This is a genomic window from Brevundimonas sp. PAMC22021, assembly GCF_019443405.1.
Lineage (GTDB): Bacteria > Pseudomonadota > Alphaproteobacteria > Caulobacterales > Caulobacteraceae > Brevundimonas.
Genome location: NZ_CP080376.1, coordinates 2,053,975 through 2,079,063 on the forward strand (window position 1 = coordinate 2,053,975; position 25,089 = coordinate 2,079,063).

Here is a 25,089-nt window from a genome sequence, read left to right on the forward strand (position 1 = left end):
AGTCCGCCTGCCCGCACCATGACCTACATCGTCACCGACGCCTGCGTGAAATGTAAGTTCATGGACTGTGTCGAGGTGTGTCCGGTGGACTGCTTCTACGAGGGCGAGAACTTCCTGGTCATCGCGCCGGACGAATGCATCGACTGCGGCGTGTGCGAGCCGGAATGCCCGATCGACGCCATTGTCCCCGACACCGAGGACGAGCCGGACGGCAAGTGGCTGCAGGTCAACGCCGAATACGCAAAGGTCTGGCCGAACATCACCGTCAAGGGCACGCCCCCCGCCGACCGCGAGCAGTACGAGCGCGAAACCGGCAAGTTCGAGAAATACTTCAGCCCCAAGCCCGGCAAGGGTTCCTGATTCCGGCGCGTTCCGAGGTCACGCGTCGCCGCGCGCGTCAGCTTTGTCTGTGGACGTTTTGAAAATCCTTCATTTTGTGGTAGGTTCTGTTTCATTGGAGCGGACGTTCGGCCTTTTGCCGCGACGCCCGCGTTTGCGACAGAATCCCGCCCTATGAAGACGGGATCGGCCAGAGGTTTGGTGATCCGTTTCCGCTTTTGACGTCCGCATCTTCGATCAGCCGACGACTTCCCCCAGTCGCCGGCCGAAATCATGCGTGCGCCCGACGCGCCTTCGCTTCGCCCGGCCCTGACCGGGAAAGGACGAATATGACGAGCAAGACTGGTCTGGAGTTCAAGGTTGGCGACGCGGTCGTCTATCCGGCGCATGGCGTCGGCAAGGTCCATGCGATCGAGACCCAGGAAGTCGCCGGCATGTCGCTGGAAGTCTATGTCGTGACGTTCGACCACGAAAAGATGACCCTGCGCGTGCCGACCAAGAAGGCCAAGACGGCGGGCCTGCGCTCGCTGGCCGGCGACGACGTGGTGACCAAGGCCCTGACGACGCTGAAGGGCCGCGCCCGCATCAAGCGCACCATGTGGTCGCGCCGCGCCCAGGAATACGAAGCCAAGATCAACTCGGGCGACCTGATCTCCATCGCCGAAGTGGTCCGCGACCTGTACCGCGCCGACACCCAGCCCGAGCAGTCCTACTCCGAACGCCAGCTTTACGAATCGGCGCTGGACCGGATGGCCCGTGAAGTGGCCGCCGCCAACAAGATCGACAAGGACGCCGCGGTCGAACTGCTGTCCAAGTCGCTGAGCGCCAAGAAGCCGATCCCGACCGCCGAAGCGGCCTGATCGGGCCTCACCGCCGAAGATGACAAAGGCCCGGGAGCGATCCCGGGCCTTTTGCCTTGGATGATCGACAAGGCCGAGGCGCTGATCTACGCCTGAACGCCTCTCCTTCTCAGCCCCAAGATCCGCCCATGCCTTCCGGCCTCATCGCCCTGCTCGACGACGTGGCGGGGATCGCCAAGCTGGCGGCGGCGTCGATCGACGATGTGGGCGCGGCGGCCGGCAAGGCGTCGACCAAGGCGGCCGGGGTGGTGATCGACGATGCGGCGGTGACGCCGCGCTATGTCACCGGCCTGTCGCCCAGCCGTGAGCTTCCGATCATCGGCAAGATCGCAGTGGGCTCGGTCCGCAACAAGCTGCTGCTGATCCTGCCCGTCGCCTTGCTGCTGACCAGTTTCGCACCGTGGGCCATCACGCCGATCCTGATGTTGGGCGGCGCCTATCTCTGTTTCGAGGGCGCCGAAAAGCTGATGGAGATGTTCGGCGCAGGCGGGCACGAAAAGGCGGCTCCCGTCGCCGGCGACGCCGCCGCTCTGGAGGCCGCCACCGTGTCGGGTGCGGTGCGCACCGACCTGATCCTGTCGGCCGAGATCATGACGATCGCCCTGGCCGACGTTTCCGACGCGCCGCTGCTGATGCAGGCGGGCGTGCTGATCGTGGTGGGCCTGGCCATGACCGTGGCCGTCTACGGCGTGGTCGGCCTGATCGTGAAGATGGACGACATCGGCCTGCATCTGGCCGAACGCCCCTCCCACGCCGCGCGAGCTTTAGGACGCGGCCTGGTCAAGGCCATGCCGGTGGTCATGAGCGCCCTGTCGACGATCGGCACCGTGGCCATGCTGTGGGTCGGGGGCGGCATCCTGCTGCACGGCTCGCAAACCCTGGGCTTGGCGTGGCCGGCCGAGCCGGTCGAACACCTGGCCCATGCGATCGCCTCAGCTCTAGGCCCGGTCGGAGCCGTCGCCGGTTGGCTGACCACGGCGGTGATCTCCGGCGTTATCGGCGTGGTCGTCGGCGGCCTGATCGCCCTTGTGCTGCATCAGGCAATGCGGCTGAAGCCCGGCGCCGCCCACTAGGGGCGGACGACCGGACGCATCGGCGACGGCTCAGAAATACTCTGCGTTCGCCGGGCACTGGGCGCTGATGCGGCGCGCGGTGATAGTGGCGGGGATGTAGGGGGTGCCGCGCAGCAGCTGGGCGCCGCCGCGAAAGCGGAAGCTGGTCTGCTCATAGGTTCCGTTCAGGCGCACATTGACGTGCCGGCCCTTGGGATCGGTGCAGGAGCCCTCGAAGCGGGCCGAGCCGTCGCCGACCACGCGCGTCGGATAGGTGCAGCGCCAGCGGCGCGTCGACAGGCCGTTGAAGAAGCGGTTGATCTCGCTGGGGCGCACGCATTTCCGCTCGCTGTCGCCCTGCCCCAGCGCGCTGAAGGTGTATTCCCAATAGCCCGGCAGCACTTCGCTTTGAGCAGCGGTCTGGGTGGTGGTCTGGGCGGTGGTCTGGGCAATGGGGGCGGCGGCCGGCGCGGCCAGCATGACGCCGCCGGCCATCAGCGGGGCGGCGATGGCCAGGAGGCGCGGCAGGCGACGGGCGGGCTTGGTGTTCAAGGAAGCAGTCATGACGGGTCTGATATAGGGCATCCTTTGAATGGAGGCTGAACAAGCCGGTTCCCCGACTTCGGCTTGACGCGCAAGCCCCCCTTCCTCTATACGCCCCCTCTCTCGCGCGGGACGTCCTCCCGCGCGTCCTTGTTTCATGCGTTCGCCGTTCACCGCCGATCGCCGCACCTTAAGGATCCTGACGATGTCCCGTCGTTGCGAACTCACCGGCATCGGCCCCATGGTCGGCCACAGCGTGAGCCACTCGAACATCAAGACCAAGCGCCGCTTCCTGCCGTCGCTGAAGACGGTCAAGGTCACCTCGGACGCCCTGGGCCAGACCTTCTCGCTGCGTATCTCGAACGCCGCGCTGCGCACCCTGGACTTCAAGGGCGGCCTGGACGCATTCATCGTCAAGGCTCGCGACGAGCAGCTGTCGATCGCCGCCCAGCGCATCAAGCGCCAGGTCCGCGCCAAGCTGTCGGAACAAGCCGCCGCCTGATCGGCGAGGCCAATACGATCTGGGAAAAGGCCGGCGGAGACGCCGGCCTTTTTCTTTGCGCGGGGTCCAAGCTTGGCCTAACCGTTCGTCCCGGCTGTTTTCATCCGGGGGCTGCAAGATGACCGTATCCGCTGTGCGCACATTGACGCTGGCCGCCTCGGTGCTGGCGCTCGCCGCCTGCGCCACCCCGCCGCCGCCCACTCCGGTTCCGCCCGCGCCGCGCGAATCGACGCCCTTCACCCTCGCCACCGACCAGCCGCGGCCGGCCGAGCAGCTGGCCATGCGGTTCGACAAGGCGGACTTGGCGATCCGCGTGATCCCGCAGGACCAGGCCATCGACGCCGTGGCCGTGCTGGACTTCACCGCCACCGCGCCGCTCGACCGGCTGGTCGTCGAGCTGGACACGCTGTTGACCATCTCCTCGGTGCAGGTGGACGGACAGGAGGTCCCGCCCGACCGCTGGTCGAACCCGGAGGGGCGGCTGACGGTGGACTTGCCGCAGACCCTGCCCTCCGGACGATCCGCAGCCCTTCGCATCGCCTACGCCGGCAAGCCGCGCGTCGCGCCTCGTGCGCCGTGGGACGGCGGCTTTGTCTGGTCGACCGCGCCGTCGGGCGAGCCCTGGATCGCGACCGCCGTTCAGGGCGAGGGCTGCGACCTGTTCTGGCCCTGCATCGACCATCCGCACGGCGAGCCCGCGCGCGTCGACCTGCACATCACCGTGCCGTCGAACCTGGCCGCGCCATCCAACGGCCGCTTCCTGGGCAAGGTGGATCACGGCGACGGCTGGTCGACCTGGAACTGGTCGGCCAAGCGGCCGAACACCTATGCGGTGGCCCTGAACATCGGCCCCTACGAGCGGGTGGCCAGCGAGTACCGGAGCCGGTTCGGCAACACCCTGCCGCTGCAGTACTGGCACCTGAAGAGCGACGATCCCACGCAGGTCCAGGCCCTGTTCGCCGAACTGCCGCTGATGCTGGACTTCTTTGAATCGACTGTCGGGCCCTATCCCTTCGGCGACGAAAAGGTCGGCGTGGTCGAGACGCCGCACCTGGGCATGGAACACCAGACGATCAACGCCTATGGCAATGGCTACAAGCTGGACGGGCGCGGCTACGACTGGCTGATGCAGCACGAGTTCGCCCACGAGTGGTTCGGCAACCAGCTGACCAATGAGAACGCCGACGACATGTGGCTGCACGAGGGATTGGGCAGCTACATGCAGCCGCTCTACGCCCGATGGCTGAACGGCGAACGCTACATGCAGCGCGAACTCGCCAATCAGCGCGAAGGCCTGATCAACAAATTCCCCGTGGTGTCCGGCGCGCCCAAGACCGAGGACGAAGTCTATTTCGGCGGAACGGGCCCGGGCAACGACATCTATTCCAAGGGATCGCTGATCGCGCACTCGCTGCGGATGCTGATCGGCGACGCGGCGTTCAAGGAGGCGGTGACGCGGCTGGTCTATGGTCGTCCCGATCCGCGTCCGGGCGCTTTTGAGCCGCTGTACCGCTCGACGCCCGACTTCCTGCGCATCGTCAACGAGGTGACGGGCAAGGATTACGGCTGGTTCTTCCGGGGCTACCTGTACCAGGCGGCCTTGCCGGTGCTGAACCAGACGCGCGAGGGCGACCGGCTGAGCCTGTCGTGGACCAGCGGCGACGGCGCTCCCTTCCCGATGCCGGTGGAGGTCGAGATCGACGGGCGCGTGCAGACGCTGGCCATGACGGGCGGGCGGGGCTCGGTGACCGTTCCGGCGGGCGCGCACGTGCTGATCGACCCGCAGAACAAGGTGCTGCGCCAGCTCGACTTCGTCGACGACTACCAGGCCTGGCGCGAGGCCGAGCGCCGGAGGCGCGCGGCCGCGAGGACCGGCGACTAGGCGCCCCTGTCGCCGCGCTGTCGCATCCTGTGACAGGCGAAATCAATCTGCTAAGGTGAGGGGATGATCGCCTCCCCGGTCCTGCACGCCCTTCGCGCCGCGACGGGCCCGGCTCACGACGCGCTGGAAACCCAGGCCCGGATCGAGCCTCGCTTGGCGGACCGCCGCACGCGCGGGGCGCTGGTGGCCGACTTTCACCGGTTCCATGCGGGGCTCGAGGCTGCGGCCCATCCACTGATCGCAGACCTGGACGAGGGTTTCCGGGTCCGCTCGCGTGCGGAAGGGATTGCGCACGACCTGCGTGACCTGGGCGTTCTCACACCGCCCATGCGGCCGATGACGCCGCCAGCCTCGGTCGGCGAGGCGCTGGGCCGGGTCTATGTGGCGGAGGGCTCGATGCTGGGCGGCCGCATCATCCGCCGCCGGCTGGCCGCGCAGGGGATCGATCTGACCGGCCTGGCGTTTCTCGATCCCTGGGGCGACGACACGGGCGCGCGCTGGCGCGGCTTCATCGCCGCCATGGAGCGCGCCTGCGCCACGGGCGCCGCCGATATGGACGCGGTGGTGCGTGGAGGGCTACACGGGTTTGCCTTCGCCGAGCGCGCCCTCGCCGATCGATGTGGAACGGAGACGCCGGTTGACTGACGCCGCAGTGCAGCTCGAGCCCCTTCTAAACGATTGCGATCGGGAGCCGATCCACATCCCGCAGGCCATCCAGCCGCACGGCTTCCTGCTGGCGCTGGAACGCGGATCCCTGTTGGCGGTCGAGGGCGCCGGCGACATCGAAGGCCTGACGGGCGTCCGGGCCTGGCAGGACCAGCCCGTCGATCTGGTGCTGGGCGACGGCCTGGGGCGCAAGCTGCGCGAGATGATCCGGGGCGGCGAGACGGGCTTCGTGGACCGCTGGCGCGGGGTCAACCGGATCGATTACGACGTGATCATGCACCACGTCGGCGACCGCACCGTGGTCGAGGTGGAGCAGTCCTCCCAGGCCGCGCGGCTGGGCATCGAACTGGTCGGACGCCTCGACACGGCCGGCGCGGCGCTGGAACGCGCGGCCTCGGTCCAGGCGGTGTGCGAGGTCGCCGCCGAGGCGTTCCGCAAGTTGACCGGCTTCGACCGGATCATGATCTACCGCTTCCTCGACGATGACGCCGGCCATGTGGTGGCCGAGGCGCGCGAGGAGACCTCGTCGTCGTTCCTGAACCACCACTTCCCGGCGACCGACATCCCGCGCCAGGCCCGCGCGCTTTATGTGCGCAATCCGGTGCGGGTCATTCCCGACGCCGCCTATGCGCCGCAGCCGCTGCGCGGCGGCGAAGGCCGACCGCCATTGGACATGAGCGACTGCGGCCTGCGCAGCGTCTCGCCCATCCATCTGCAGTATCTGAAGAACATGGGCGTGCGCGCTTCGGCTTCGGTGTCCATCGTCGTCGATGACGCCCTGTGGGGGCTGATCGCCTGCCACAACGAGCGACCCAAGCTGCTGCCCTACGAACTGCGCGTCGCCTCCACCACCCTGGCCCGCAATCTCGCGCGCCAGATCAAGGCCCGCGCCGAAGCCGAACTGTACCGAGAGCGGGTGCGCCTGCGCCGGCTGGAGGACGAACTGCTGGCCGCCCTGCCCGCCGAACGGCCGCTGGTCGACGGGCTGGGCCAACGCTCGCAGGCGCTGCTGAACCTGGTCGCCGCCGATGGCGTGGCCATTGTCCAGGACGGCCGCACCCAGACCTTTGGCCGCTGCCCGCCAACTGACGCGATCGACTATCTGGACGGCTGGGTCTCTCAACAGCCCGGCCTGCGTCCGGTCGCCAGCAACAGCCTGTCCGCCGTCCTGCCCCAGGCCGCGGCCTGGACCGCGCACGCCAGCGGCCTGCTGGCGGTTCGGGTCAGCAGCGAGCGGCCGCTGTCGCTCCTGTGGTTCCGTTCCGAGATCCCCGAGACCATCCGCTGGGCGGGCGATCCGTCGACGGCGGTCAAGTCGAACACGCGCGGCGTCCTGACGCCCCGCGCCTCGTTCGAAGACTATACGGAGACCGTGCGGGGCCGCGCCCGGCGGTGGGACGCGGCGGCGGTGGAATCGGCGGCTCGGCTACGCGACGCCCTGCTGGATTTCAGCGCGGTCAGCCAGTTGCGCCGCATGAACCAGTCGCTGCAGGCCAGCCTGACCGAGCGCGACCTCCGGCTCGAGCAGCAGCAATACCTGATCCGCGAGGTCAACCACCGGGTTCAGAACAGCCTGACGCTGGTCTCCAGCTTCCTGGGATTGCAGGCGCGTGAACAGACCGACCGGGTCGCCGCCGCCGCCCTGCAGGAGGCGCGCCAGCGCGTACGCGCGGTGTCGGCCGTTCATACCCGTCTCTATCAGGACACCCAGTCCGTCTCGGTCGATCTGGCCCGCTACGTCGATGATCTGATCGAAGACCTCGGCGCATCCACCGGGCCCGAGTGGCGTGACGCCATCGAAACCCAGCTGGCGCCGATCAGCGTTGAATCCGGCCGTTCGGTCACGATCGGCCTGATCCTGACCGAGCTGATCATCAATTCGCAAAAGTATGCATATGACGGTGCCGTGGGCTCGGTCTGCATCCAGTTGTCAGAACCCGAGGCCGGGGTGCTGCGCCTTTCGGTTCAGGACAGGGGCAGAGGCGGGCATCAATCGGGCGCCGGCTTCGGCTCCATGATGATACAAAGCCTCGTCGGCCAACTCGGCGGGACGCTGGACTACTACGACCGCTCGCCCGGGCTGGAGGCGGTGCTGCGGGCCCGCATCGACGCGCTGACCTGACGGCGTTGTCTTAAGCGGGCGTTCAGCACGACCGCACACCTCGTCTTGAACTGTGGGCGGCATGGTGAGCCCATGCTGACCCCGCGCCGCCTCGTTCACATCGCCCGGCTGATCTTTCTGATCGGCGTCGCCGTCCTGGCCGTTCTGGTGCTTGGCCCGTTCCAGGGTCTCGAGGAACGGATCGGCCTGACCGACAAGTCCGCCCATGTGATCGCCTTTTACCTGCTGGGTGTCGCCACCCTCGCCATCGCGCCGAAATGGCGACGCACGGACCTGATGCTGGCCCTTCTGGGCGCAGGCGTGCTGATCGAGGTGTTGCAGGGCTTCACCGGCCGGTCGATGTCGCTGAGCGATCTGGGCGCCGACGCCCTGGGCCTGGCGGCGGCGGCCGCGCCGGGCTTTGTCGAACAGCTGCGCCGCCTGGCCCGCCGCCACCCCGACCTGTCCTTCGCCGAGATCGCCGCGCTGGACCGTCGCCGCACCCGCCGCGCCGAGGCGCCGATCACCGGCGCGCGGCCGGAGGGCAAGATCAACTAGCGTCGCCCCACGTCTGAGACGATGCGACGGACGCTCGGCTCACGCCACCATCATCACCGCGTCTGATCTTCGCCCAAGGATCGATGACGGCGAGCCGCAAGACGCCTGGCGATGGACCCTTCATGCGCTGCGACGGTCAAGCGATCATACCCCACCTCATAGGCCGCCTTGAGGTAGTCCTCGTCCCACTCCGTCATGGCGTCGAACGAGGCTGGGTCGTCAAACAGGCTGAGAACGGTGTCGGGGCCGAACGCCGCATCCGGATCGACCTGGGTCAGCACGACCATGGCGACATAGTCGGTGAGCGCCGACATCGCCGCCCGCTCAGTTTTGGAGAAGTCGATCACGACTGTCACCGTCTCAAGATCATAGCGCAGCGGCGATCTGATGAGGCTTGGGCGGCTCACTCGCGTGAACGGCACCGTCGATCCCGCTATGCCCGTGCCGAAGCCCTGCATTGTTGCTCCGGCCGCCGCTGCGCTGCTGCGTCCAGCGACCACGCCATCATCGACACTGCGCGGCAAGGTCAAATGCCACCAACGCACCGGGGCATCCGACGACATGAACCGCCCCATCGCTCTGAGGTCTTGGCTGGAATGATCGACGGGATAACGGAAGCGCCGGCGATCGGCCCTGACCAGTTCCTTTGCCGTCCGCTTCCCGTCATCAGTGCCGACGACCAGCACGTTGGCCGCACAGCCAGGCTCACCTATCCCAAGCCCCACCTCGGCGGCGCGGCGCGAGATCCCGTCCACCATCTGCTGCCCGTGAGGCGGCCGCAAGCCGGCTACCCGGACACAAAGCGATTTGGTCCATCGCCCGGGGAGCGTACCGCGCGGCGGCCTGTCGCCTGCAGCGTCAACGAAGGCTCGGGCCGCATCCTCCAACGCCCGACCATAGACGACGACCTCATCCACCTCGGTCGGTTCCTGAGAAGTCGAGAGCGGCGCCTCGGCCGTCTGCCCCGTCGAGCCCCAAGCGACCGCCAACAGCCAAAAGCCCAACCAGGACATCCAAGCCTCCCTGTAACCCGCGCCTAGCTAAGTCGATAATCGCGCACCCGTCTACGGATACGCCTCGTGACCCCAAACCGATCCGGTCGGTAGGTTCCGCAAGATCATGCGGTGAGTTGCAGGAGCCTCTTTCGGCTCGACCTTGGTCGCCGGCGGGTGGTGGTGCGAAGCCTCAAGGCTCCAGCTCGATGTCCCAGTAGAGGAAGCAGGTTCCGCCTTGTACGCTCGGATAAGCTCCTGAGGGCATTGATAAAAAACGACATCCGTCGACCCGGCCGATGTCGATGGTCACCATATGGCCACCACAGCGACGGAAACCGCAGCGATTTCCAGCACCCGATAGAGACTACCAGACACGAGCGGAAAAGTCGTGACTCACGGCTCTAAAGCGCCAGAAACGGACATTGAATCGGGGTCGGGAAGCTGTCATTCAGTTCCTCTCGAGCACCTCCCAGAAGACCGGGCTTCGGTCAAATCCGCCCCTCGATAGGCCGCGCCGGCTGGCGCGTCCCAGAGAGACGATGGCCTCTACCTCAGTGCTACACAGCCGCGACGGCGGCACTACCGCTCTGATCACATCCCTCTCCATCAGTCGGCATCCCACCGGCCCGGAAAGTCCACTCGACCTCAGGCACCCAGCGGGCAATGGACGTCGTGACATGCCATCCTAGCCACCCGCGCGCGGGGCGGTGGCTCCTCGTGCCCCGGGCTCTCCCCCTTCCGGGGCGGTGAACTTGTAGGATTGGGGTTCCGACGACCACCCTTCGGGATTCTGCTCGATGAAATAGGCCCAAGGGTCCTGGATCATCTCCGGCTCGTAGCCTTCGACCTGCAGCAGACTGAGGTCGACCAGGTACAGCCAGTAGAGATCACGGAGTTCCCTCGCCTTGGCGAGTTCGCCCTCCGACCAGTGGAAGGCCTTTGTTGAGCCGTACCCCTTCACCTCGATAATCCGATCATGGCGCAAGCTCCCGAGCTTGTCGAAGGACAGGAGGTCGAAGCCCGCCCCCACATTGTCGTCGGAGATCAGCCGCACCTGGTTCAGGAAGCGGTGCCCCGCCAACCGACGCAGTTCGTGGGCCAGCGCGAAGGCCTCGGCCCGGCGTCCGGCGTCCGCTTGGTTCGACTGGAGCGCCAGGAACTCGTCGAGCGTCAGACGCTTGTGGCCGTCCGCCTGGTTCAATCCCATGATGAGGGCGAGGAAGCGCGGCACGCAGTCCTCGGCGACGACCCAGCTCCGGTCGAACATGTCCGCACGCGAGGCGATGCCAAGCTGAAGCAGGAGGGGCGGATAGCCAAGGTCGCGACCGGGAAGCTGCAAGGCGTCCAAGCGCAGCCCGGCCGGGTGGTCACCCGGCTGGATCGCTGAGACGAAACCCGCCTCCTCGAGCATCCAGCAGAACCGCTCAAGGACGGCGCGACGGATCATCCCCTCCCAGTCCGCCCCGCCCTTCGGGGGCGGGGCGGCCGCGACCTCCTCGCCGATCTCCACCAAAACGCCCAGCTCCACGAGGAGGCTCACCGAGTTCACCACCCGTGAGAGGTTGCCAAGACGTTGGGCGCGACCGATCCGGACCAGGCGCTCGGGGGGGAGCGCGACCGGGTGGGCCGCCTCCAGGAGGGCGGCGAGCTGCGGGGGGCCCAGCGCCCCGTCAGCGCGTCTTGCGGCGTTCATAGTCGAGCAGGACCGCACGGAGGTCGGCGTCGGCGCCGTCCTCGACAAGGCCGAAGAGCGGGATGTCGTCGGTGTCGACGAGGTCGGCCAGCCGCTCCTCCTTCTGGATCAGCCGTCGGTCGATCGTCTCGTCGATCGTCCCTTCCCCGATCATGAAATGGTATTGGACGTCACCGAGCGGCACCGGGCTGTAGCGGTGGATGCGGTCCTTGGATTGGATGAACCGCCCAGCGTTGAAGTCGCGGTCGAAGTAGATCGCGGTCCGGGCGGCCTTGTGCAGGGAGATGGATTCCCCGACCGCCTGCGGGTTGGCGATCAGGATCGCGCTCTCGCCGGGTCGGTGGAAGCGATCGATGATGCCCTCGCGGGTCGTCGCCTCGCCGTCCTCGAAATCGTCCCATGCGGTGAGGACCGGTGTGGCCCCCGTCACGATCTCGACATAGGCTGCGCTGTCGGACAGGATTCGTTTCAGGAGGGTCAGGTTGCCGAGGAAATAGGACCAGATCAGGAGCTTGCCCTGCTCCGCCACGACGCGCCGGGCCAGCGCGGCGAGCATCTCCAGGCGGACCAGGTCCCGCTCCGCATCGAAACGCGCAACCATGTCGGCGACTTCCATCTCCCCTAGGGAGAAGTCGCCCCCCTCGACGTCGAAGAGCCCCTCCTCCTCGAGCGGACGAAGCAGGAGGGACGGGTTCACGGCCGCCTGGCGCAGGCGCATGAGCCGCGCCCGGACCAGAGAGGAACTCGCCCCCGAGCCGGATCGGATCTGCGGCATGATCGCGCGCTCGACCCCGGTGTAGATCGCCTCGTGTAGCGGCGAGAGCCCGACCGGCTCTCGGGTCTCATGCGCCGGCGACAGCCCGAGGTCCTTCTTGCGGATGCGGGTGAAGAAGGGGCGCAACTGCTGCTTCAACCTTGGGATGGCCGACGCCATGGCGCCGTCCGTCATCGCCCGAAGCGCGGACGCCGAGAAGCCGACGACGTCCCGATGCGGATAGATGAAGCGGAACAGGTTGAGCAGGTCCTCGTAGCCGTTCGGCGCTGGCGTGCCGGTCAGCACAACCCGCGCCCCGGCGTGCGGCGCCAGCTCCAGCGCGGCGTTGGCCCAGACTCCGTCGTTCCGCTTGATGTTGTGCGCCTCGTCCAGGACGACCATGGCCCGCCGGCCGGGCAGGCCGAGGAATCGCTGGAAGTCCGTCGCGGTCGAGGCGAGGGTCGCATAGGTCGTCAGGGTCATCTCGACCTCGCGCTCGGCGTAGGAGATGCCCCGCAGGTAGACCTCCCGGTCGCTCTGCGGGGTGAAGCCGGCGATCCGCTTCGCGATCGCCCGACGTCCGAACACAGCCTCGAACTCGTCCTCCCAGGCCTTGAACGCGGAGAGCGGGCCGACCACCAGGAGGTGATCGACGTGTTTGGGGTCCTCCGGCGGGAGGGCGTTGAGATAGGCGTAGGCCGCCAGCACGATCGCGGTCTTGCCCGCGCCTGGGACGGAGAAGTTCGCCGCGTTCTGGGCGAAGGCCAGGTGGAAGGCGGCGAGCAACTGACGAGGGTAGAGGCGTCTCGCCGGCAGGCGCTCGGCGACCACGTCGGCGAAGGCCCGGAAGGCCGCGGTATCGACCTCGCCGTTCCAGATCGAGGCCGCCAGGCTGGAGAAGGCGCTGAACGCCGCTTCATTCCCCTGCACCCGGGTGACGGCGTCGTCCTCAGCGCCTGAGGCCTCGAGCCGTATGCCGAGGCGGGCGAGGATCGCGGTCAGCTCCTGATAGCGGCTGTGCAGGCCGTTAGCGGCGGTCGGGATCGATATGGACCGTTCATCGACAACCCGACCACCGGCCCCCCTCAGGTAGGCCTTCATGACGGGATCACGCGACGGCCTGGCCGTGTCGAGCCTGAGGACAGCGACGCCGTCCGCCTCCTCGAACTCCAAGGTCGCCGCGTCGGTCACGCCTTGCGCTCAGCGCGCTCGAGACGCTTCTTCATCTCGTAGACGAGGGTGTTGATCTCCTTGACCAGGGGGCCGTTGGCCGTGTCAGTCACGAAACCCTCGCTGGTATAGTCGATCTTGTCCAAGGCGGCGAAGGCCCGCTCCAACAGCTTGCGCGGTTCGTTGGCGTTGAGCTCCAACTGCAGATCGAGGTCCGCCTTGTTGAAATTCCCCTGCAGCGGCCCACCGGCCTTGGCCTTCCACTCGCTCTCGCGCGCCATTGCGGCGTCGGACATGGAGGGGAAGTGCGGATTCGCCGCGACGAAGGCGGCCAACTCGCCAACCTCGTTGGTGATCACGTCGACCGTGCCGCGGTGCCCGTCACGGAACTTGCGCCAGATGTCCTCCTTGGCGAAGAAGGTCCGCTCGCCCCGTCCGTCGTGGGAGATGCGCCGATAGTCCTTCCCGGCATCCAGCAGTCCGGATCCGAAGCGGATGTAGTCGAACTGGATCGTCCTCAGGTCGATCTCGTCGATCGTGCTCGTCGGCCACGGGACCGACGCCGTGCCCTTGTCCAAGCGCTTCATGTCGAGGTGGAGGTCCACGAACATCCCCTCCTTGGTCGCTCCGCTAGGCTCCTTCAGCATCGTGTAAAGGCCGGCGCAGCCGATGTGCTCGAGGTAGTCGTCCATCAGGTCCATGATGGAGAGCCATTTCTCGACCTCTCCCTTGGTCGTCGCCATCATGTCGGCGACCTCGCTCGTCGGATAGTCGAGCTGCCGCACGAGCCGCTTGACCTTCAGGTACTTCTCAAGCGGACCGTAGTCGAGCTTGGAGTCCTCCCCGATCTGGTACTGGGTCTCGAGCCGGACGATCTCCCGTTCGTCGTCGTAGTAGGCGTCCGGCAGGATCACCGCCTCGAAGTGGCGCCTCGGGACGATCCGGTTCAGCAGCATCGCGCGGCGGTTGCCGTCGATGATCACCCCGTCCAGGCTGACGATCCCGGGGCGTTGCTGCTGCTTCTCCTTCAGGTCCTTGAGGGTGTGCCGGTTGCGCTCCTCGTTGGTGTTCCAGAGGTAGTCCGCGATGCGCTTGTGGATCACCTCATCGTAGGCGTGCTCGTCCACGTCGTGGTCGAACTGCCAGGTAAGCATCTCACTCTCGATGCGGCCATTGTGCCGGTTGTACACCAGCAGATCGAGGTCGATCCGGTAGACGTTGAACCGCTGGGGCTCCCCTTTGTAAAAGAGCTTCTCGCTCCCTATGACCTCGCCCGCCTCCCGAAGCTGACGAAGGCGCTCCACGCGCGTGGCCGCCGGTGTGACCGTCATGATTCCCCTTCCCGCCTCCCCGGCGTTCCCAGGGGACGTTGCCACAATCGGGCGTTGCGGCAAGCCCCCACGTGCCGAAGGCTTGTGCGAAACGGCATCACGCCAGCAGCCGGACTGTGAAGGCCTCGATCCAGGCCGCCGCCATCGATGAATAAGGGGATCGGACGTCCGCCATGGCGTTCATCTCAGCGAGGGTCTGCTGCTTCAAGCTCTCCAGCTTCCTGACGGCCTCGATGACATCCGGATCGGTCTTGTCCTCGAGTGACTCGATTATGCTCGACAACTCGATGATCAGGACCTCGAGGAATTCGAGCCGCCGGAGCACTCGGGTCCGATCCTGCACGAGGCCCAAGCGGTTCAATCCATAGACCTGGATGGACACGGCTCCGCGGACCGAGAGGCCGAGCTGGGCTGCGGCGTCGGCAACCTCTGCCAGCGCGGCGGCCGCTGCTGGCAGGACGCCCGCGCTTGGGCCCTTGGGGAGCACGAGACCGACCAGCGGCGCCCGCTCGACATGGTGGACGAGGTGATCCGCCGGATCATCCTCGCAGGGATTCAGCAGCAATGCCTGCTCCGCATCCAGGTTGGCGGTGTCCCCGGTCGCCCGAACACCCATCGGGGCCAAGGGGAACAGGTCCTTCTTGCCCGTCAGGACGATCCGTGACGCACTGAACCTGGCCGTCTGATCCAAGGCGGCCAGATTGGCGCCCGGCTTTGGCGTGGGCTGCTTGCGCCGGCGATTGCAGTCGATGCAGCTCGGCAGGAGGTTCTCCCAAGCCATCGCCAGCCACCAGTAGCCCCGATGGTCGGGCTCGCCCTCGACGGCGCCCTTGGGTCTGTAGTGCTCGATGTCCACGGGCGCGCTGGAGGCGTAGAAGGTCTCGCAGTAAGCGCATTTCCCGAAGAACAGCTCGTCGAGCCGCTCCTTCACCTCGGCCGCCTTGTAGACCTTGAATCCGTAGGACCCGGTCTTCGGATCGTACGGATCGGCGTAGTGGGCTTGTGCGTGCTCGAGCTCGGTCCGGCCCTTGACGGGCTTTGCGAGCGCGGCGGGCGGGGCCTTGTCGCCTCGCGGCGCCTTGCGCATCAGACCCTCTCCAGGGCGTCGACGATCGCCTGTCGCGTCTCGTGTCGCAGCCGACGGAGCCGGGCGTCCGATGCATCCCGCTTGGCGGCGAGGTACTCCGCCACCGCGGACTGGACGAGACGATGCACCTGGCTCGACCCCACAGGGAGGGCCGAGGCCACATCCCGTTCAAAGGCGCGCAGCACGTCCAGGTCGCGGTCGCTCAACACGCGGCCCGCAGCTTGGGCGGCCAGAAGATCGGCGATCCGCGCCAAATCCGTCTCGGCCTCTGGCGAGTCCGTCGAGAACAGACTGAAGAAGTCAGAGGTCAGGAGCTGCTGAACGGTGAGCCGGCTGACCCCTGGGAGTTCCGTCAGCCGTTCGACGAAGACCGGCAGATCGGTGTCCGTCGTCTCCGCTCCCGCGACGCGGTGGAGCACCATGACCTCCCCGTCGTCCATCCCCCGCAGGCATAGGGGATCGTGCGTCGTCGCGATGATCGTCATTTGGGGCAGTGCCGTCCGCAGGCCGCGCATGATCTGCATCTTCCATCGCGGATGCAGATGGGCTTCGATCTCATCGATCAGGAGCACGCCGCGAGCGGTCGAGAAGCCGGTGAACCCCGGATTGACCTTGTGGTGCATCATGCCCTCCAGCAGGTCGCACATCATCGCCAGGACGGACCGGAAGCCGGAGGAGACCTGGGTGAGCGGCGTGAGGGTCTCCACCAGTCCGGCTCGGGACGGCGTCTGGAAGACCACCATGCAACGATCCTGGACCGGATCACGTCGAACGACATCGAAGTCTTGGCTGATTGAGAGGATCGGGCGGAGCGTCCTCACAACGGCATCGAACCGCTCCTCGTCCAGGGACATGAGCCACCGCTCCGGCTTGGAGAGGAGGGCGTCGGTCTTGAACAGGCTCATCACCGAGCGGGCGGCCGAATAGCGGCGCGTGCGATCCACATACTGCCGGAAAGCGCCATAGGCGAAGACCGGCGGTAAATCCGAGCGCCCCTCGGCCGAGAGCCCACGGGCGCTGATCCGCATGAGACGGTCCTCTCCGTCATCGAACCTGAGCTTCACTCCGCTGTGGGTGCGCGGACGCCCCTTGCCGCCCATCATGGTCGGATCGAGCCGGTAATCCACGGGATCGATCTTGAGCTGGTCAAGGGCCTTTCGGTCGCTCATGGCCATGGCGATCGCCTCGAGGATTGTGCTCTTGCCGGCGGCGTTCTCCCCCAGGATGATCAGGGACGGCGCGTCACCGCCGCCTATGCGAGATCGGACGTCGCCGACCTCAAACGAGAGGTCCTCGACGCCCTTGAAGTTCGAGACCTCGACCCTGGCCAGTCGGGCCTTATTGTGCGCGGACCGGCGGATGGCGCTTGCCGGGGCGTCGACGGCGGCGTCGAACTCCTCGACAGTCGCCACTGCATCATCAAGTGCAGCCACCGCGTCGCGTCGCTGAACGAAGCCGATCAGGAACCGCTCCATGCCCGACTGCGCCGCGGCGGCCGGCTCGCCCATGCGCCGCCTCAGTTCGATGACCAGACGGCGCAGGTAGAGACGCCAGGCTCCGCCGAAGGGCAGCTCTTGGAAGGCCAGCAGCTCCCGCAACCGGTCGCGCCCGGTCTCGTCGAACGGCCTCGTCGCGATGTGCCGGAGGTCTACAAGGCGGCTGTTGAATGCGTCCCGCCGCTCGGCGACCCTCCGCGGGTGGTTGAGGTTGAAGAACCCCACCGTCGGACGACCCCTTGTGCTCAGTCCCAGGATCGCGCCGTCGCCGCGCACCTCCAGATGGGTGGTGAAGTTCCGATCGCGGCATGGGTCCAGCAGGACCGGGCGGTCAAGCGTCAGATCCTGAGGCCAGGCTCCGTCATCGACATAGCCCCTGAGCGCCTCCGGGGACGGGATCGGCATCCGGGGCCCGGTGACCGCGAAGAGGTCGGGCTGTTCGGGATCGCAGAGGTCGCAGATGGCGTAGATGTTGTCCCAGTCCTCAGCCAACCAGACGTAATAGAGATGGCTCCTGCCACCGGGCGCGGGCGGACGGGCCTCCGATGCTGGGCGGAAGCGGTAGGGCCGGGTCTGGGTGGCCGCCTCGCAGAAGGCGCAGCGTCCCCGGAAGAGGTGGGCGAGCCCGTCCAGGATGCTGGAGTGCCTGAGCTCGGACCCCTCACGCCGGACGCCTGTCTGCGATTGGCGTTCGTCGGTCGCGGACAGGAGCTCCATCACCTCCACACGCAGGCCGACGGCCAGACTGCTCTGGAACCAGGCCGGTCGCGGCGCTGATCGCCGGTCATGGAACTGCATGATGTCCTCCCCCGGATTCCCCTCCGACCGCAGGTTGTGGACCGCCCGGCCAAGTCGCGCTAGTGGGGATCGCCTGATGCAAGCGCTGCCTCACGTCGAACGCTCTGGTCCGATCGCACAGGCGCGCCCAGACAAGGATCAGGATGGCCCCCAATGCCCCCCGCCTGAAGCGGTCAGACGTCGTCAAGGCCCTCCACGAGGGCATGGCCGAGGCGGTCCATGATTTCACGGCCTGGACGAAGGGCGAATACCTCGGGGCTTGGGGGGTTGAGAGCATACTGACGGCGGGCTGTGCGCGCCGGCTCTCGGCGGCGACTACGGCCATCGGCTCGAAGAGCGCCCTGACCCTCGAACAGACCTTCTCCGGCCTGATCGAGTATAGCGGCCGCCAGACCCCGCGCGGTCGACCGACGGAAGCCGAGCGACGCCTCGCCTCCAAGACGAAGGGGCGGATCGATATCGTCCTTTGGAACGCCCATTCCACACCCAGAGCGATGATCGAGGTGAAACGCAGCGCGGGCCGCCAGGGTCTGCTGGCCGACGCTGATCGGGTCATCGATTTCATCCGGTGCGCGGGAAAGACCTACAAGGGCTCTGTCAGATATGGGCTCGTCGCGACGGTGGTCAGCGGCCCCGAGGGCAAGGGCCGCGAAAATGTCCTCAAGAAGGCCAGGGTACGGCGGCACGCACTCGCGGAACGGGCAAGAGAGCGTGGCATGGCTTTCGATTGCGACGGCCCGGTCTGGCTTGGGGATCTCGGGACCTGGGATAAGGAGGTGGCCGCCACCTATGTCTTCACGTTCAGACCAAAGCGTTGACGAGCAGCCAGGCGCGCGCGTCGCAGTCCAGGACATCAGGCGTCGTCCCAATCCGTTGAGCCCAGGTCCTCGATCACCGGGCTGGAGAAGCTGGCGCTCTCGACGCGACGCACCTCGAAGGTCGAAGGCCGCACGATGATGGGCGCGGCCTCGCCAGGCTCCGCTTCCCAGTCATCCTCGAAGGGGGACAACGGTTCCGGCTTCGAGGCCGCCTTCCTGTCCGCCTCTGAGAGCCCGACCCGCGCCGCCTCGCCGAGGATGGCGATGTTCAGGCCTTTAGGATACTGGGCCGATCGGTAGATGATGGCCTCGATCCGGGTCCGACGGCCATCCAGGTTGAACTCGTGGTGATGGGTCAGGTACTCGGCGACCGCCTGGGTGGGCACGTAGTCCAGATGCTCATCATCAGGCGACACGGCCTGGGCGATCTCCCGCGTGAAGGCCTGCAGGAAATTGTACTGGGCCAGTCTGACGATGTGATCATTGGCGAAGCGATTAGTCGCTTTCGGGGGCGATTCGAAGATGGTCATGTCGAGCACGACGATCGGCCGCGTCAGCTCGAAACGGGCTCCGACGAGGAAGGCCCCCACCCGCGGCCGGAGCTCGGCCACGCAGGTGGCCATGTCGAAGGATCCGTAGAAGGCCGAGATGCCCGAGGCGTTCAGGCGTCCAGGTCTGCGGAGCCGTTCGGGCGGGGGGCCCAGCTTCCGGACGGGGTCGGCGCGGATTTCGGACCGGAGGGCGTCGGTCTCGGCGATCCGGGCCCGATGGAACGCGGAGTTGCGATCACCCGGCGCCAATCGATGGACCGCGGCGCGCTTGTCGGCGCCACGTTGGAGGTGAATCCCCTCGAAGACCTCCTCCAACCCTGCCAAGACCCGCCGGTTGAAGAACCTCTGGCCATGGAGGAGACGTAAGCGCGTGCGTTCCCACAGCGCGCTGTGCGTCCACAGGGCCTGTTCGCTGCGGACGTACGCGAAGGTCTCGTCGTAGAAGGGCTCCCCGCCGTCCGCGGGCCAGTAGTCGTCGGCCTCCATGAGGGCGGCGATGAGGGCGGCCATCACGGCCTCCTCCTCAACCCCGGTCAGTTCGTAGAGCAGGGTCTCGAGGCTGTCGCCCGACGGGCTGTGCCAGCTCCCGTCGGAGATGCCGAAGCCGTGCCGGAAGACGGGGTCCACAATGCCAGCCACGACCTCGACCGGCACCCCCTTGTAACGGCGATGCCGCTCGCAGTTGCCGACGTCGTGTCCCTTCCGCTCTTGGGCGATGCGCCGGCGAAGACCCTTGTCGGTGAAGCACTGGGTGCAGACGACGGTCATGCCGTGGATGCCCGTTCACACATCGGCCGCGGCCCCATCCGCGACCTCCGCCTCCGCCGCCTCAACCTCGGCCAAGGCGGCCAGCCCCTCGTGAAAGGTGACGATCGTGTCGGGCAGCCCGATCAGGATCATCGGACAGGGATTGCCGACGCCGCGCTGGATTCGGTCCTCGAGCTTGCGCCAGTGGGTGGTCGCCTCGCCGAACTTGTCGGCGACGAACTGACCCGTGAAGGCCTCGCGGAAGGGCACGGGGTTGAGCGCGCGACCGGTCCGTTCAGTGACATTGCGCCTTTGACGCGACGTCGGCTCGTAGCCCCAGCGCGCCATGTCCTCGAACGATCCGACCTGCCTCTCGTCCAGGAAGCGGCGGACCAGGCCGCGCATACCCTCATGCAGGCTCCGCCCGCGCGTGACCACGACCCCAACCGAGATAGCGCCATCGGCGTGGAGCCGTTTGAAGTTCTCCAGGTCACGGTCGAAGAAGGGATCCTTGTTGTTCCACTCGATCTCCAGCGCGATCCGTTCCCCGCTCTCCAGCTGGCGGACATGGTCGACGATATGAGACTGGCTCTCGCGGCGCACGCCATTCACGACCCGTTCTACGACGAACTCGGTCTTGGGCCAGGCCAGGGCTGTCAAGGCGTTCCGGAGCCGTTGGGTGCCCTTGGCCTCACCGCCGCCGCCCGCGATGATCTCCTCGATCGGGATCGTCGCCGCCAGAAGGGCCTGCTCCAGCTCCTCGGCCGCCCCGGGGAAGTCCGCGGCGAGGATGGCGCGGGCGTGCGAGTGGAACTCGACCTGGAACCCCTTGGCTTGCAGCGCCTCGAACATCTTGCGGATTCCCCCTAGCCTCCCGCCTTCTACATGAGTCGCGGGGAGCCGGGGTGTCAGAGACGTCATGAGGATCGCGAAAGTCTATTCCCACCTGAACGGGCTGGAGTTCCTTGAGGCCCGACAGCCCGGTCTCTGGTCCGAGATTCAGACCGTCATCGGCGACGTCGACGCGGAGGCCTGCCGCCTCAAAAAGTCAAAGGAGAAGCGAAAGCTCGGGCGCACGCTCTTCTCGCCGAGGGCGCTGAACAAGGCTATCAGCGAGGGGTTCGGCGCGCAGATTCGCCCGTGGCAATCGGTTCGGACCAACTATTTCGTGTGCGAGGACGCCGAGACGAACCGGCGGATCGTCGATCTGCCCCGGCCGGAGCAGAAGGCCGCGATCCTCAAAGGTGGATTCCTCCCTCTGGCGAGCTTCAACCAGACGGACTTCGTCAAGGACAGGGTCGCCGTTGAGGTCCAGTTCGGCAAATACTCGTTCGTCGCCTACGACCTCTTTGTGAAGCACCTCGCCTTCTACGTCGCCGGCACGATCGATGTCGGCGTGGAGGTCCTGCCCATGAAATGCCTGCAGGCCGAGATGTCGTCAGGCCCATCCTTCTTCGAGAAGGAGCTGCACAACCTGATGCGGGAGGGACGCGGCGTCCCGGCCGTGCCCTTGGTGATGATCGGCATCGCCCCCTGACGACGGCGGCGCGCGAGGCCGTTCAGGCGGCCTTGCGATGGGCTGGGGCGAACCGCCGGGCGTTGAACCAGTCGCCGACGATAAGACCCGCCAGGATCGCCTTCGCGTTGCGCGTCAGCTTGGCCGCGCCGGGAACCTTGGAGTGCGCGGCGTCGCCGGCGGCGACATTCATCACGTACGCTTCAGCCAGGACCCCGTTGTCCCCCTCCCCGCTCCACGCCTCAATGGCGGTCTGGACGTCCGCAGCGACCGCGGCCAGGGTGTCGACCACATCATAGGGGTCATGACCTTCACCCTTGTGGGACCAGGCCGCCTGAAGGCGCGTGGCGTCCGCGTCCGCTAGACGTGAGTCGGCCAGCCCGAGCGCCGTCCAGGCGTCGGCGAAGGCGGGGTGGGCCATGAGGGTGGTCTCTAGCTCCGCCATGACGGCTCCGTCGAGCTCGATCTCCCGGACATCCTTGGAGGGGCCGAAGAAGAACCGGACCTTCCAATCGGGCTTGGACCGCGCTGCGCCGTTCGACAGCTCGAACCGCATGCCGCTCTTGAAGCGCAGGCCGGGGATCGCGGCTCGGAAGGCGCGGCCCTCGGGATAGGTGCGGCCGGCGCGCTCGGGCGGCGTGGCCTTGGGCAGCACATCCGGCAACACCATGTGCCGTTGGTCCATCCAGAGCCCCTTGAAGGCCCCGGCGGGGACCCCGCGGGCCGCCGAGGCCAGGAGGTAGGTGAATGTTGGCGGAATGGCGTTGCCAATCATCTTCGCCTTCTCGGCGAAGGAGCGGGCATGGAATTGGTAGTTGACCGGGAAGCCCTGGAGGCTGGCCCGCTCCCGGATGGTCAGGCGGCGGAACGAGCCCGGCCGACGCGGATCCTCGATGACGATGCTCTCGCGCGACACCCTCGTGCAGGTCGCCGTGACCGTGCGGGACGGTTCCCCCAGACGATCCGGGAAGGCCATGTTGTTGTAGACCGCGTGGTGGACCTTCGCGTCTCGGTTCATCCGCAGCTCCTCACCGATAAGGGCCGGCTCGGTCTCCGTCTCGGTCAGCCCGGCGGCAGGAAGGACGCCGCCCCAGATCGGGTCGGTGACGACCGAGCCATCGCCATTCAGCGCCGCGATGACATCTCCGAGCGTAGGCGACCCGAGCTTGGCCTTGTAGCCGTCGATGAGCGCCAGCGGCACGTTCGACACGATGCAGCGCCTCCGGGCCTGGGCCGCGCCGTAATCCGAGAAGTCGACGACCTCGATCAGCGGGTCGAGGTGACGGAACCTGTGGAGCGCATGCCCGGGGTCCGCGAAGCCCGCGCGCATGTACTCAGCGACACGGGGCACGTTCTCCATCGCCCACCACCTGGGTTTCAGATGGTCGACCACCTCGAAGAAGCGCACGAGGTCCTTGAGGCCCTCCGCGAGGTCGCCGCTGCCGCCCCGGTTGGCATAGGAGAATTCCGTGCAGGGCGGACTTCCGACCACTAGGTCGATGCCTGTCGGAAGATCCTCGAGCTTGAGCTTGCGCACGTCTGTGGCAACGATGCCGCCGCCGTGGTTGCCGTTGTGGGTGTCCACCGCAGGCTGCCACCATTCATAGGAGGCGACGACCTCAACGCCGGCCAGACGAAGCCCGAGGCTCCACCCGCCAATCCCGGCATAGAGGTCTATCGCGCGCACTTCATGCTCCATCGTCATCTAATCGCGGATCGGCGATCCGCTCCTGTCGTGGAATCCTACCCTCTTCTGATGGAAGGGCAAGATCCAAACCTGTGGGCCGCGACCGTTTGCGACGCACCGGACCGACAAAGGCCTCGAGCCTCGGCCCCAGCGCCTCGCGGTCGGCGATCTCGCACTCCCACAGCACCAGACTCCGCCAGCCTTCGGCCTCGGCCCGCGCGAGGTCCCGCGCGTCACGGGCACGGTTGCGGTCGAACTTCGCCTCCCAAAAGTCGCGGCGGGTCGCTGGCAGGCGCGCGTGCCGGCATCCCGGGTGCTGATGCCAGAAGCAGCCGTGCACAAAGATGATCGCGCGCCGGCCGGGGAACGCCACATCCGGCCGTCCGGGCGCGGCCTTCCACTGCAGGCGGAAGCGATAGCCCGATGCGTGCAGCGTCCGGCGCACGATCATCTCGGGCTTGGTGTCCGCCCGGCGGATACGGGCCATCAGCGCGCTCCGCGCGGCCGGTGTCAGGGGATCAATCACGTCTTCTCCAGGTCGGGGGACATCTGGAACGCGGGCGGCCCAGACGCAAGCGTGGCCGGCCGGGACGCCGAGGCGCGGCACCAGCGGCTAGTCCGCCAGGCTGGTCCCCTTCTCGACAAGGCCTGCAGATGAAAGCCGCATCCCGTCGCCTCCCCGGAGATGGCCGGGATCGCGCTCGATCCCGGATACGCCGCTGTAGATCATGGCGGTGACGCGGGCGCGATCGCGCACGGCCAGCCCCTCCCACCAGCTGGGCGTCATGAAGACGTTGTCCAAGTGCTCGAAGGCGAGCCGCATGACGGCGTCAGAGGCGCGCGCGGCGCCGAGGTTCCCGAGGGACCGCGCTAGTCGGCCGGATGGCCCATCCGCGCCGCCGGTCCAGGTCAAGGCGGCGACCGAGCGTCCGCCATAGCTCGTGACGACCAGGGCCATGTGCTCCAGGGCCGCATCCCCACGTCCAAGCCGCTGCAGGCGGTTCCCCGCGAAATCGTGCTCGACGTGGAATGCCCCGCAGGCGGCCAGCGGCAGCAATCCGTCGAACCGCAGGAAGACGTGGTTGAACCCCGGATCGTCCGGGTTGGCCAAGGCCCCGTCATACCCCGCCTTCCACGCCTCCACCTCGGCCAGCCCGCGCTCGACCCCCGCCCGATAGGAATAGGCCCACTTCTGGACCTCGACATGCACCTCGAAGGGATGCCCGGAGTCCATCTCGCGCTCGCCGGCGATCCGCGCCAATTGGTCGGCCTTGTGGAACCGCTCGTAGGCCATGGCGCGGAAGCCGAAGAGGATCGCCTCCTCGCGCGTCATGCCGATGTCCGCTCCTTCGATGGATGCGAAGGCCTCGGCGTCATGCTTGGCGCAGAAGCCGGGGAAGATCGACGCGCGTCCCAAGCCGATGCTGCGCGGCGGCGGCCGTCCGTCGTGCTTTTCCATGTCGGCGGTGGTCGGTTTGACGGTCATCACATGCCCCGCCTCGGCGATGGCGCGGAGCCCGCCCCGGCGCTGGACGGTGTGGGACTGGACGGCGACCTTTCCGCACCGTGTCCCCTCGCCAGCCGGGTGCGAGCAGTACCCCTTCATAGCGAGTTTCTTGAAACGTCTCACGAGGTCATGAGGCGTCATCCGAGGCCTCAGCGCCCGACCGCGATGACAGGCTCCCCACGTCATCCCGGACCGGCACCAGCAAGGTGCGGCGACCTCCATCTCCCTCAACGGTAGAAGCGGCGGCGGCGCCACGAGGGAGGCGAGCATGGAGGGGTGTACGGGCATGGGCGGTTTCCTTAACCGATGGGTCTCGACCCGGCGATCATCTTCGCTCGTCGTCGACCCCAGTCCATAAGGACGTTGGCACAATGGGTTCGGCAATGTGCGCATCGTGGTGAAGACTGTGGCAGCAAGCCCAGCTCGGAGATCACAT

Annotated in this window: 22 protein-coding genes; 10 read left to right on the forward strand and 12 right to left on the reverse strand. The window is 67.1% G+C overall.

Annotated features, from left to right (window positions below; genetic code table 11):
- Positions 1-18 precede the first annotated feature (18 nt).
- From fdxA to KY493_RS10120, 3 genes are all read left to right on the forward strand, one after another.
- Positions 19-360, forward strand: a complete 342-nt coding sequence (fdxA, locus tag KY493_RS10110; RefSeq protein WP_219896222.1) for a ferredoxin FdxA — start codon at positions 19-21, stop codon at positions 358-360.
- A 308-nt stretch (positions 361-668) separates the two neighbouring features.
- Positions 669-1,199 carry a CarD family transcriptional regulator gene (locus KY493_RS10115; RefSeq protein ID WP_219896223.1) on the forward strand — a complete coding sequence of 177 codons (531 nt, stop codon included), beginning with the start codon at positions 669-671 and terminating at the stop codon, positions 1,197-1,199.
- Positions 1,200-1,327: 128 nt separating this feature from the next.
- On the forward strand, positions 1,328-2,272 hold the full coding sequence (locus KY493_RS10120) for a DUF808 domain-containing protein (RefSeq protein ID WP_219896224.1): 945 nt from the start codon (positions 1,328-1,330) through the stop codon (positions 2,270-2,272).
- A gap of 30 nt (positions 2,273-2,302) precedes the next feature.
- On the opposite strand, the gene KY493_RS10125 is transcribed toward KY493_RS10120, so the two are convergent.
- A complete protein-coding gene (locus tag KY493_RS10125; RefSeq protein WP_219896225.1) occupies positions 2,303-2,815 on the reverse strand; it encodes a DUF3617 family protein in 513 nt (170 codons plus the stop codon).
- A 184-nt stretch (positions 2,816-2,999) separates the two neighbouring features.
- Here KY493_RS10125 and rpmB point away from each other — a divergent pair, with 184 nt between their 5' ends.
- The 5 genes from rpmB to KY493_RS10150 all read left to right on the forward strand — a co-directional run bounded on the left by rpmB (position 3,000) and on the right by KY493_RS10150 (position 8,503).
- The gene (gene rpmB, locus KY493_RS10130; RefSeq protein WP_219896226.1) at positions 3,000-3,296 is read left to right on the forward strand and encodes a 50S ribosomal protein L28; all 297 of its coding nucleotides are present in this window, start codon (positions 3,000-3,002) and stop codon (positions 3,294-3,296) included.
- A 118-nt stretch (positions 3,297-3,414) separates the two neighbouring features.
- Positions 3,415-5,178, forward strand: a complete 1,764-nt coding sequence (locus tag KY493_RS10135) for a M1 family metallopeptidase (protein ID WP_219896227.1) — start codon at positions 3,415-3,417, stop codon at positions 5,176-5,178.
- Between the two features lie 63 nt (positions 5,179-5,241).
- Complete coding sequence (locus KY493_RS10140) at positions 5,242-5,823, forward strand: biliverdin-producing heme oxygenase (protein WP_219896228.1); 582 nt, start codon at positions 5,242-5,244, stop codon at positions 5,821-5,823.
- A complete protein-coding gene (locus KY493_RS10145) occupies positions 5,816-7,966 on the forward strand; it encodes a histidine kinase dimerization/phosphoacceptor domain -containing protein (protein ID WP_219896229.1) in 2,151 nt (716 codons plus the stop codon). The genes KY493_RS10140 and KY493_RS10145 overlap by 8 nt, the downstream gene beginning before the upstream one ends.
- Before the next feature lie 72 nt (positions 7,967-8,038).
- Positions 8,039-8,503 carry a VanZ family protein gene (locus KY493_RS10150; RefSeq protein WP_219896230.1) on the forward strand — a complete coding sequence of 155 codons (465 nt, stop codon included), beginning with the start codon at positions 8,039-8,041 and terminating at the stop codon, positions 8,501-8,503.
- 53 nt (positions 8,504-8,556) lie between these two features.
- Here the strand turns inward: KY493_RS10150 and KY493_RS10155 are convergent, their stop codons facing one another.
- The 6 genes from KY493_RS10155 to KY493_RS10180 form a co-directional block, all read right to left on the reverse strand.
- Entirely contained in the window at positions 8,557-9,516 is a 960-nt protein-coding gene (locus tag KY493_RS10155; RefSeq protein ID WP_219896231.1) for a hypothetical protein, read from the reverse strand.
- Positions 9,517-10,183: 667 nt separating this feature from the next.
- A complete protein-coding gene (locus KY493_RS10160) occupies positions 10,184-11,191 on the reverse strand; it encodes a DUF3883 domain-containing protein (RefSeq protein ID WP_219896232.1) in 1,008 nt (335 codons plus the stop codon).
- Positions 11,169-13,136, reverse strand: coding sequence for a DEAD/DEAH box helicase (locus KY493_RS10165; protein WP_219896233.1), 1,968 nt, complete (start codon positions 13,134-13,136; stop codon positions 11,169-11,171). Before KY493_RS10165 ends, KY493_RS10160 begins: the two co-directional genes overlap by 23 nt.
- Positions 13,133-14,509, reverse strand: a complete 1,377-nt coding sequence (locus KY493_RS10170; protein WP_219896234.1) for a hypothetical protein — start codon at positions 14,507-14,509, stop codon at positions 13,133-13,135. Before KY493_RS10170 ends, KY493_RS10165 begins: the two co-directional genes overlap by 4 nt.
- Before the next feature lie 34 nt (positions 14,510-14,543).
- Entirely contained in the window at positions 14,544-15,533 is a 990-nt protein-coding gene (locus KY493_RS10175; protein WP_219896235.1) for an HNH endonuclease, read from the reverse strand.
- Positions 15,533-17,746, reverse strand: coding sequence for an AAA family ATPase (locus KY493_RS10180; RefSeq protein WP_219896236.1), 2,214 nt, complete (start codon positions 17,744-17,746; stop codon positions 15,533-15,535). The genes KY493_RS10175 and KY493_RS10180 overlap by 1 nt, the downstream gene beginning before the upstream one ends.
- Before the next feature lie 224 nt (positions 17,747-17,970).
- Between KY493_RS10180 and KY493_RS10185 the strand changes: the two genes are divergently transcribed.
- Positions 17,971-18,645, forward strand: a complete 675-nt coding sequence (locus KY493_RS10185) for a hypothetical protein (protein ID WP_219896237.1) — start codon at positions 17,971-17,973, stop codon at positions 18,643-18,645.
- A gap of 35 nt (positions 18,646-18,680) precedes the next feature.
- Here KY493_RS10185 and KY493_RS10190 read toward each other — a convergent pair whose 3' ends face one another.
- Positions 18,681-19,964, reverse strand: coding sequence for an RES family NAD+ phosphorylase (locus KY493_RS10190; RefSeq protein ID WP_219896238.1), 1,284 nt, complete (start codon positions 19,962-19,964; stop codon positions 18,681-18,683).
- Between the two features lie 15 nt (positions 19,965-19,979).
- Positions 19,980-20,795 (reverse strand): BglII/BstYI family type II restriction endonuclease, encoded by an 816-nt coding sequence (locus KY493_RS10195; protein ID WP_219896239.1) that lies wholly within the window; start codon positions 20,793-20,795, stop codon positions 19,980-19,982.
- A gap of 67 nt (positions 20,796-20,862) precedes the next feature.
- Here KY493_RS10195 and KY493_RS10200 point away from each other — a divergent pair, with 67 nt between their 5' ends.
- Positions 20,863-21,480: a BglII/BstYI family type II restriction endonuclease gene (locus KY493_RS10200; protein WP_219896240.1), complete on the forward strand. Its 618-nt coding sequence runs from the start codon at positions 20,863-20,865 to the stop codon at positions 21,478-21,480.
- A 22-nt stretch (positions 21,481-21,502) separates the two neighbouring features.
- On the opposite strand, the gene KY493_RS10205 is transcribed toward KY493_RS10200, so the two are convergent.
- The 3 genes from KY493_RS10205 to KY493_RS10215 form a co-directional block, all read right to left on the reverse strand.
- Positions 21,503-23,158 carry a DNA cytosine methyltransferase gene (locus KY493_RS10205; RefSeq protein WP_219896241.1) on the reverse strand — a complete coding sequence of 552 codons (1,656 nt, stop codon included), beginning with the start codon at positions 23,156-23,158 and terminating at the stop codon, positions 21,503-21,505.
- Positions 23,148-23,672 carry a very short patch repair endonuclease gene (locus KY493_RS10210; protein ID WP_370627320.1) on the reverse strand — a complete coding sequence of 175 codons (525 nt, stop codon included), beginning with the start codon at positions 23,670-23,672 and terminating at the stop codon, positions 23,148-23,150. The genes KY493_RS10205 and KY493_RS10210 overlap by 11 nt, the downstream gene beginning before the upstream one ends.
- A gap of 87 nt (positions 23,673-23,759) precedes the next feature.
- Positions 23,760-24,632 carry a hypothetical protein gene (locus KY493_RS10215; protein ID WP_219896243.1) on the reverse strand — a complete coding sequence of 291 codons (873 nt, stop codon included), beginning with the start codon at positions 24,630-24,632 and terminating at the stop codon, positions 23,760-23,762.
- Positions 24,633-25,089 lie beyond the last annotated feature (457 nt).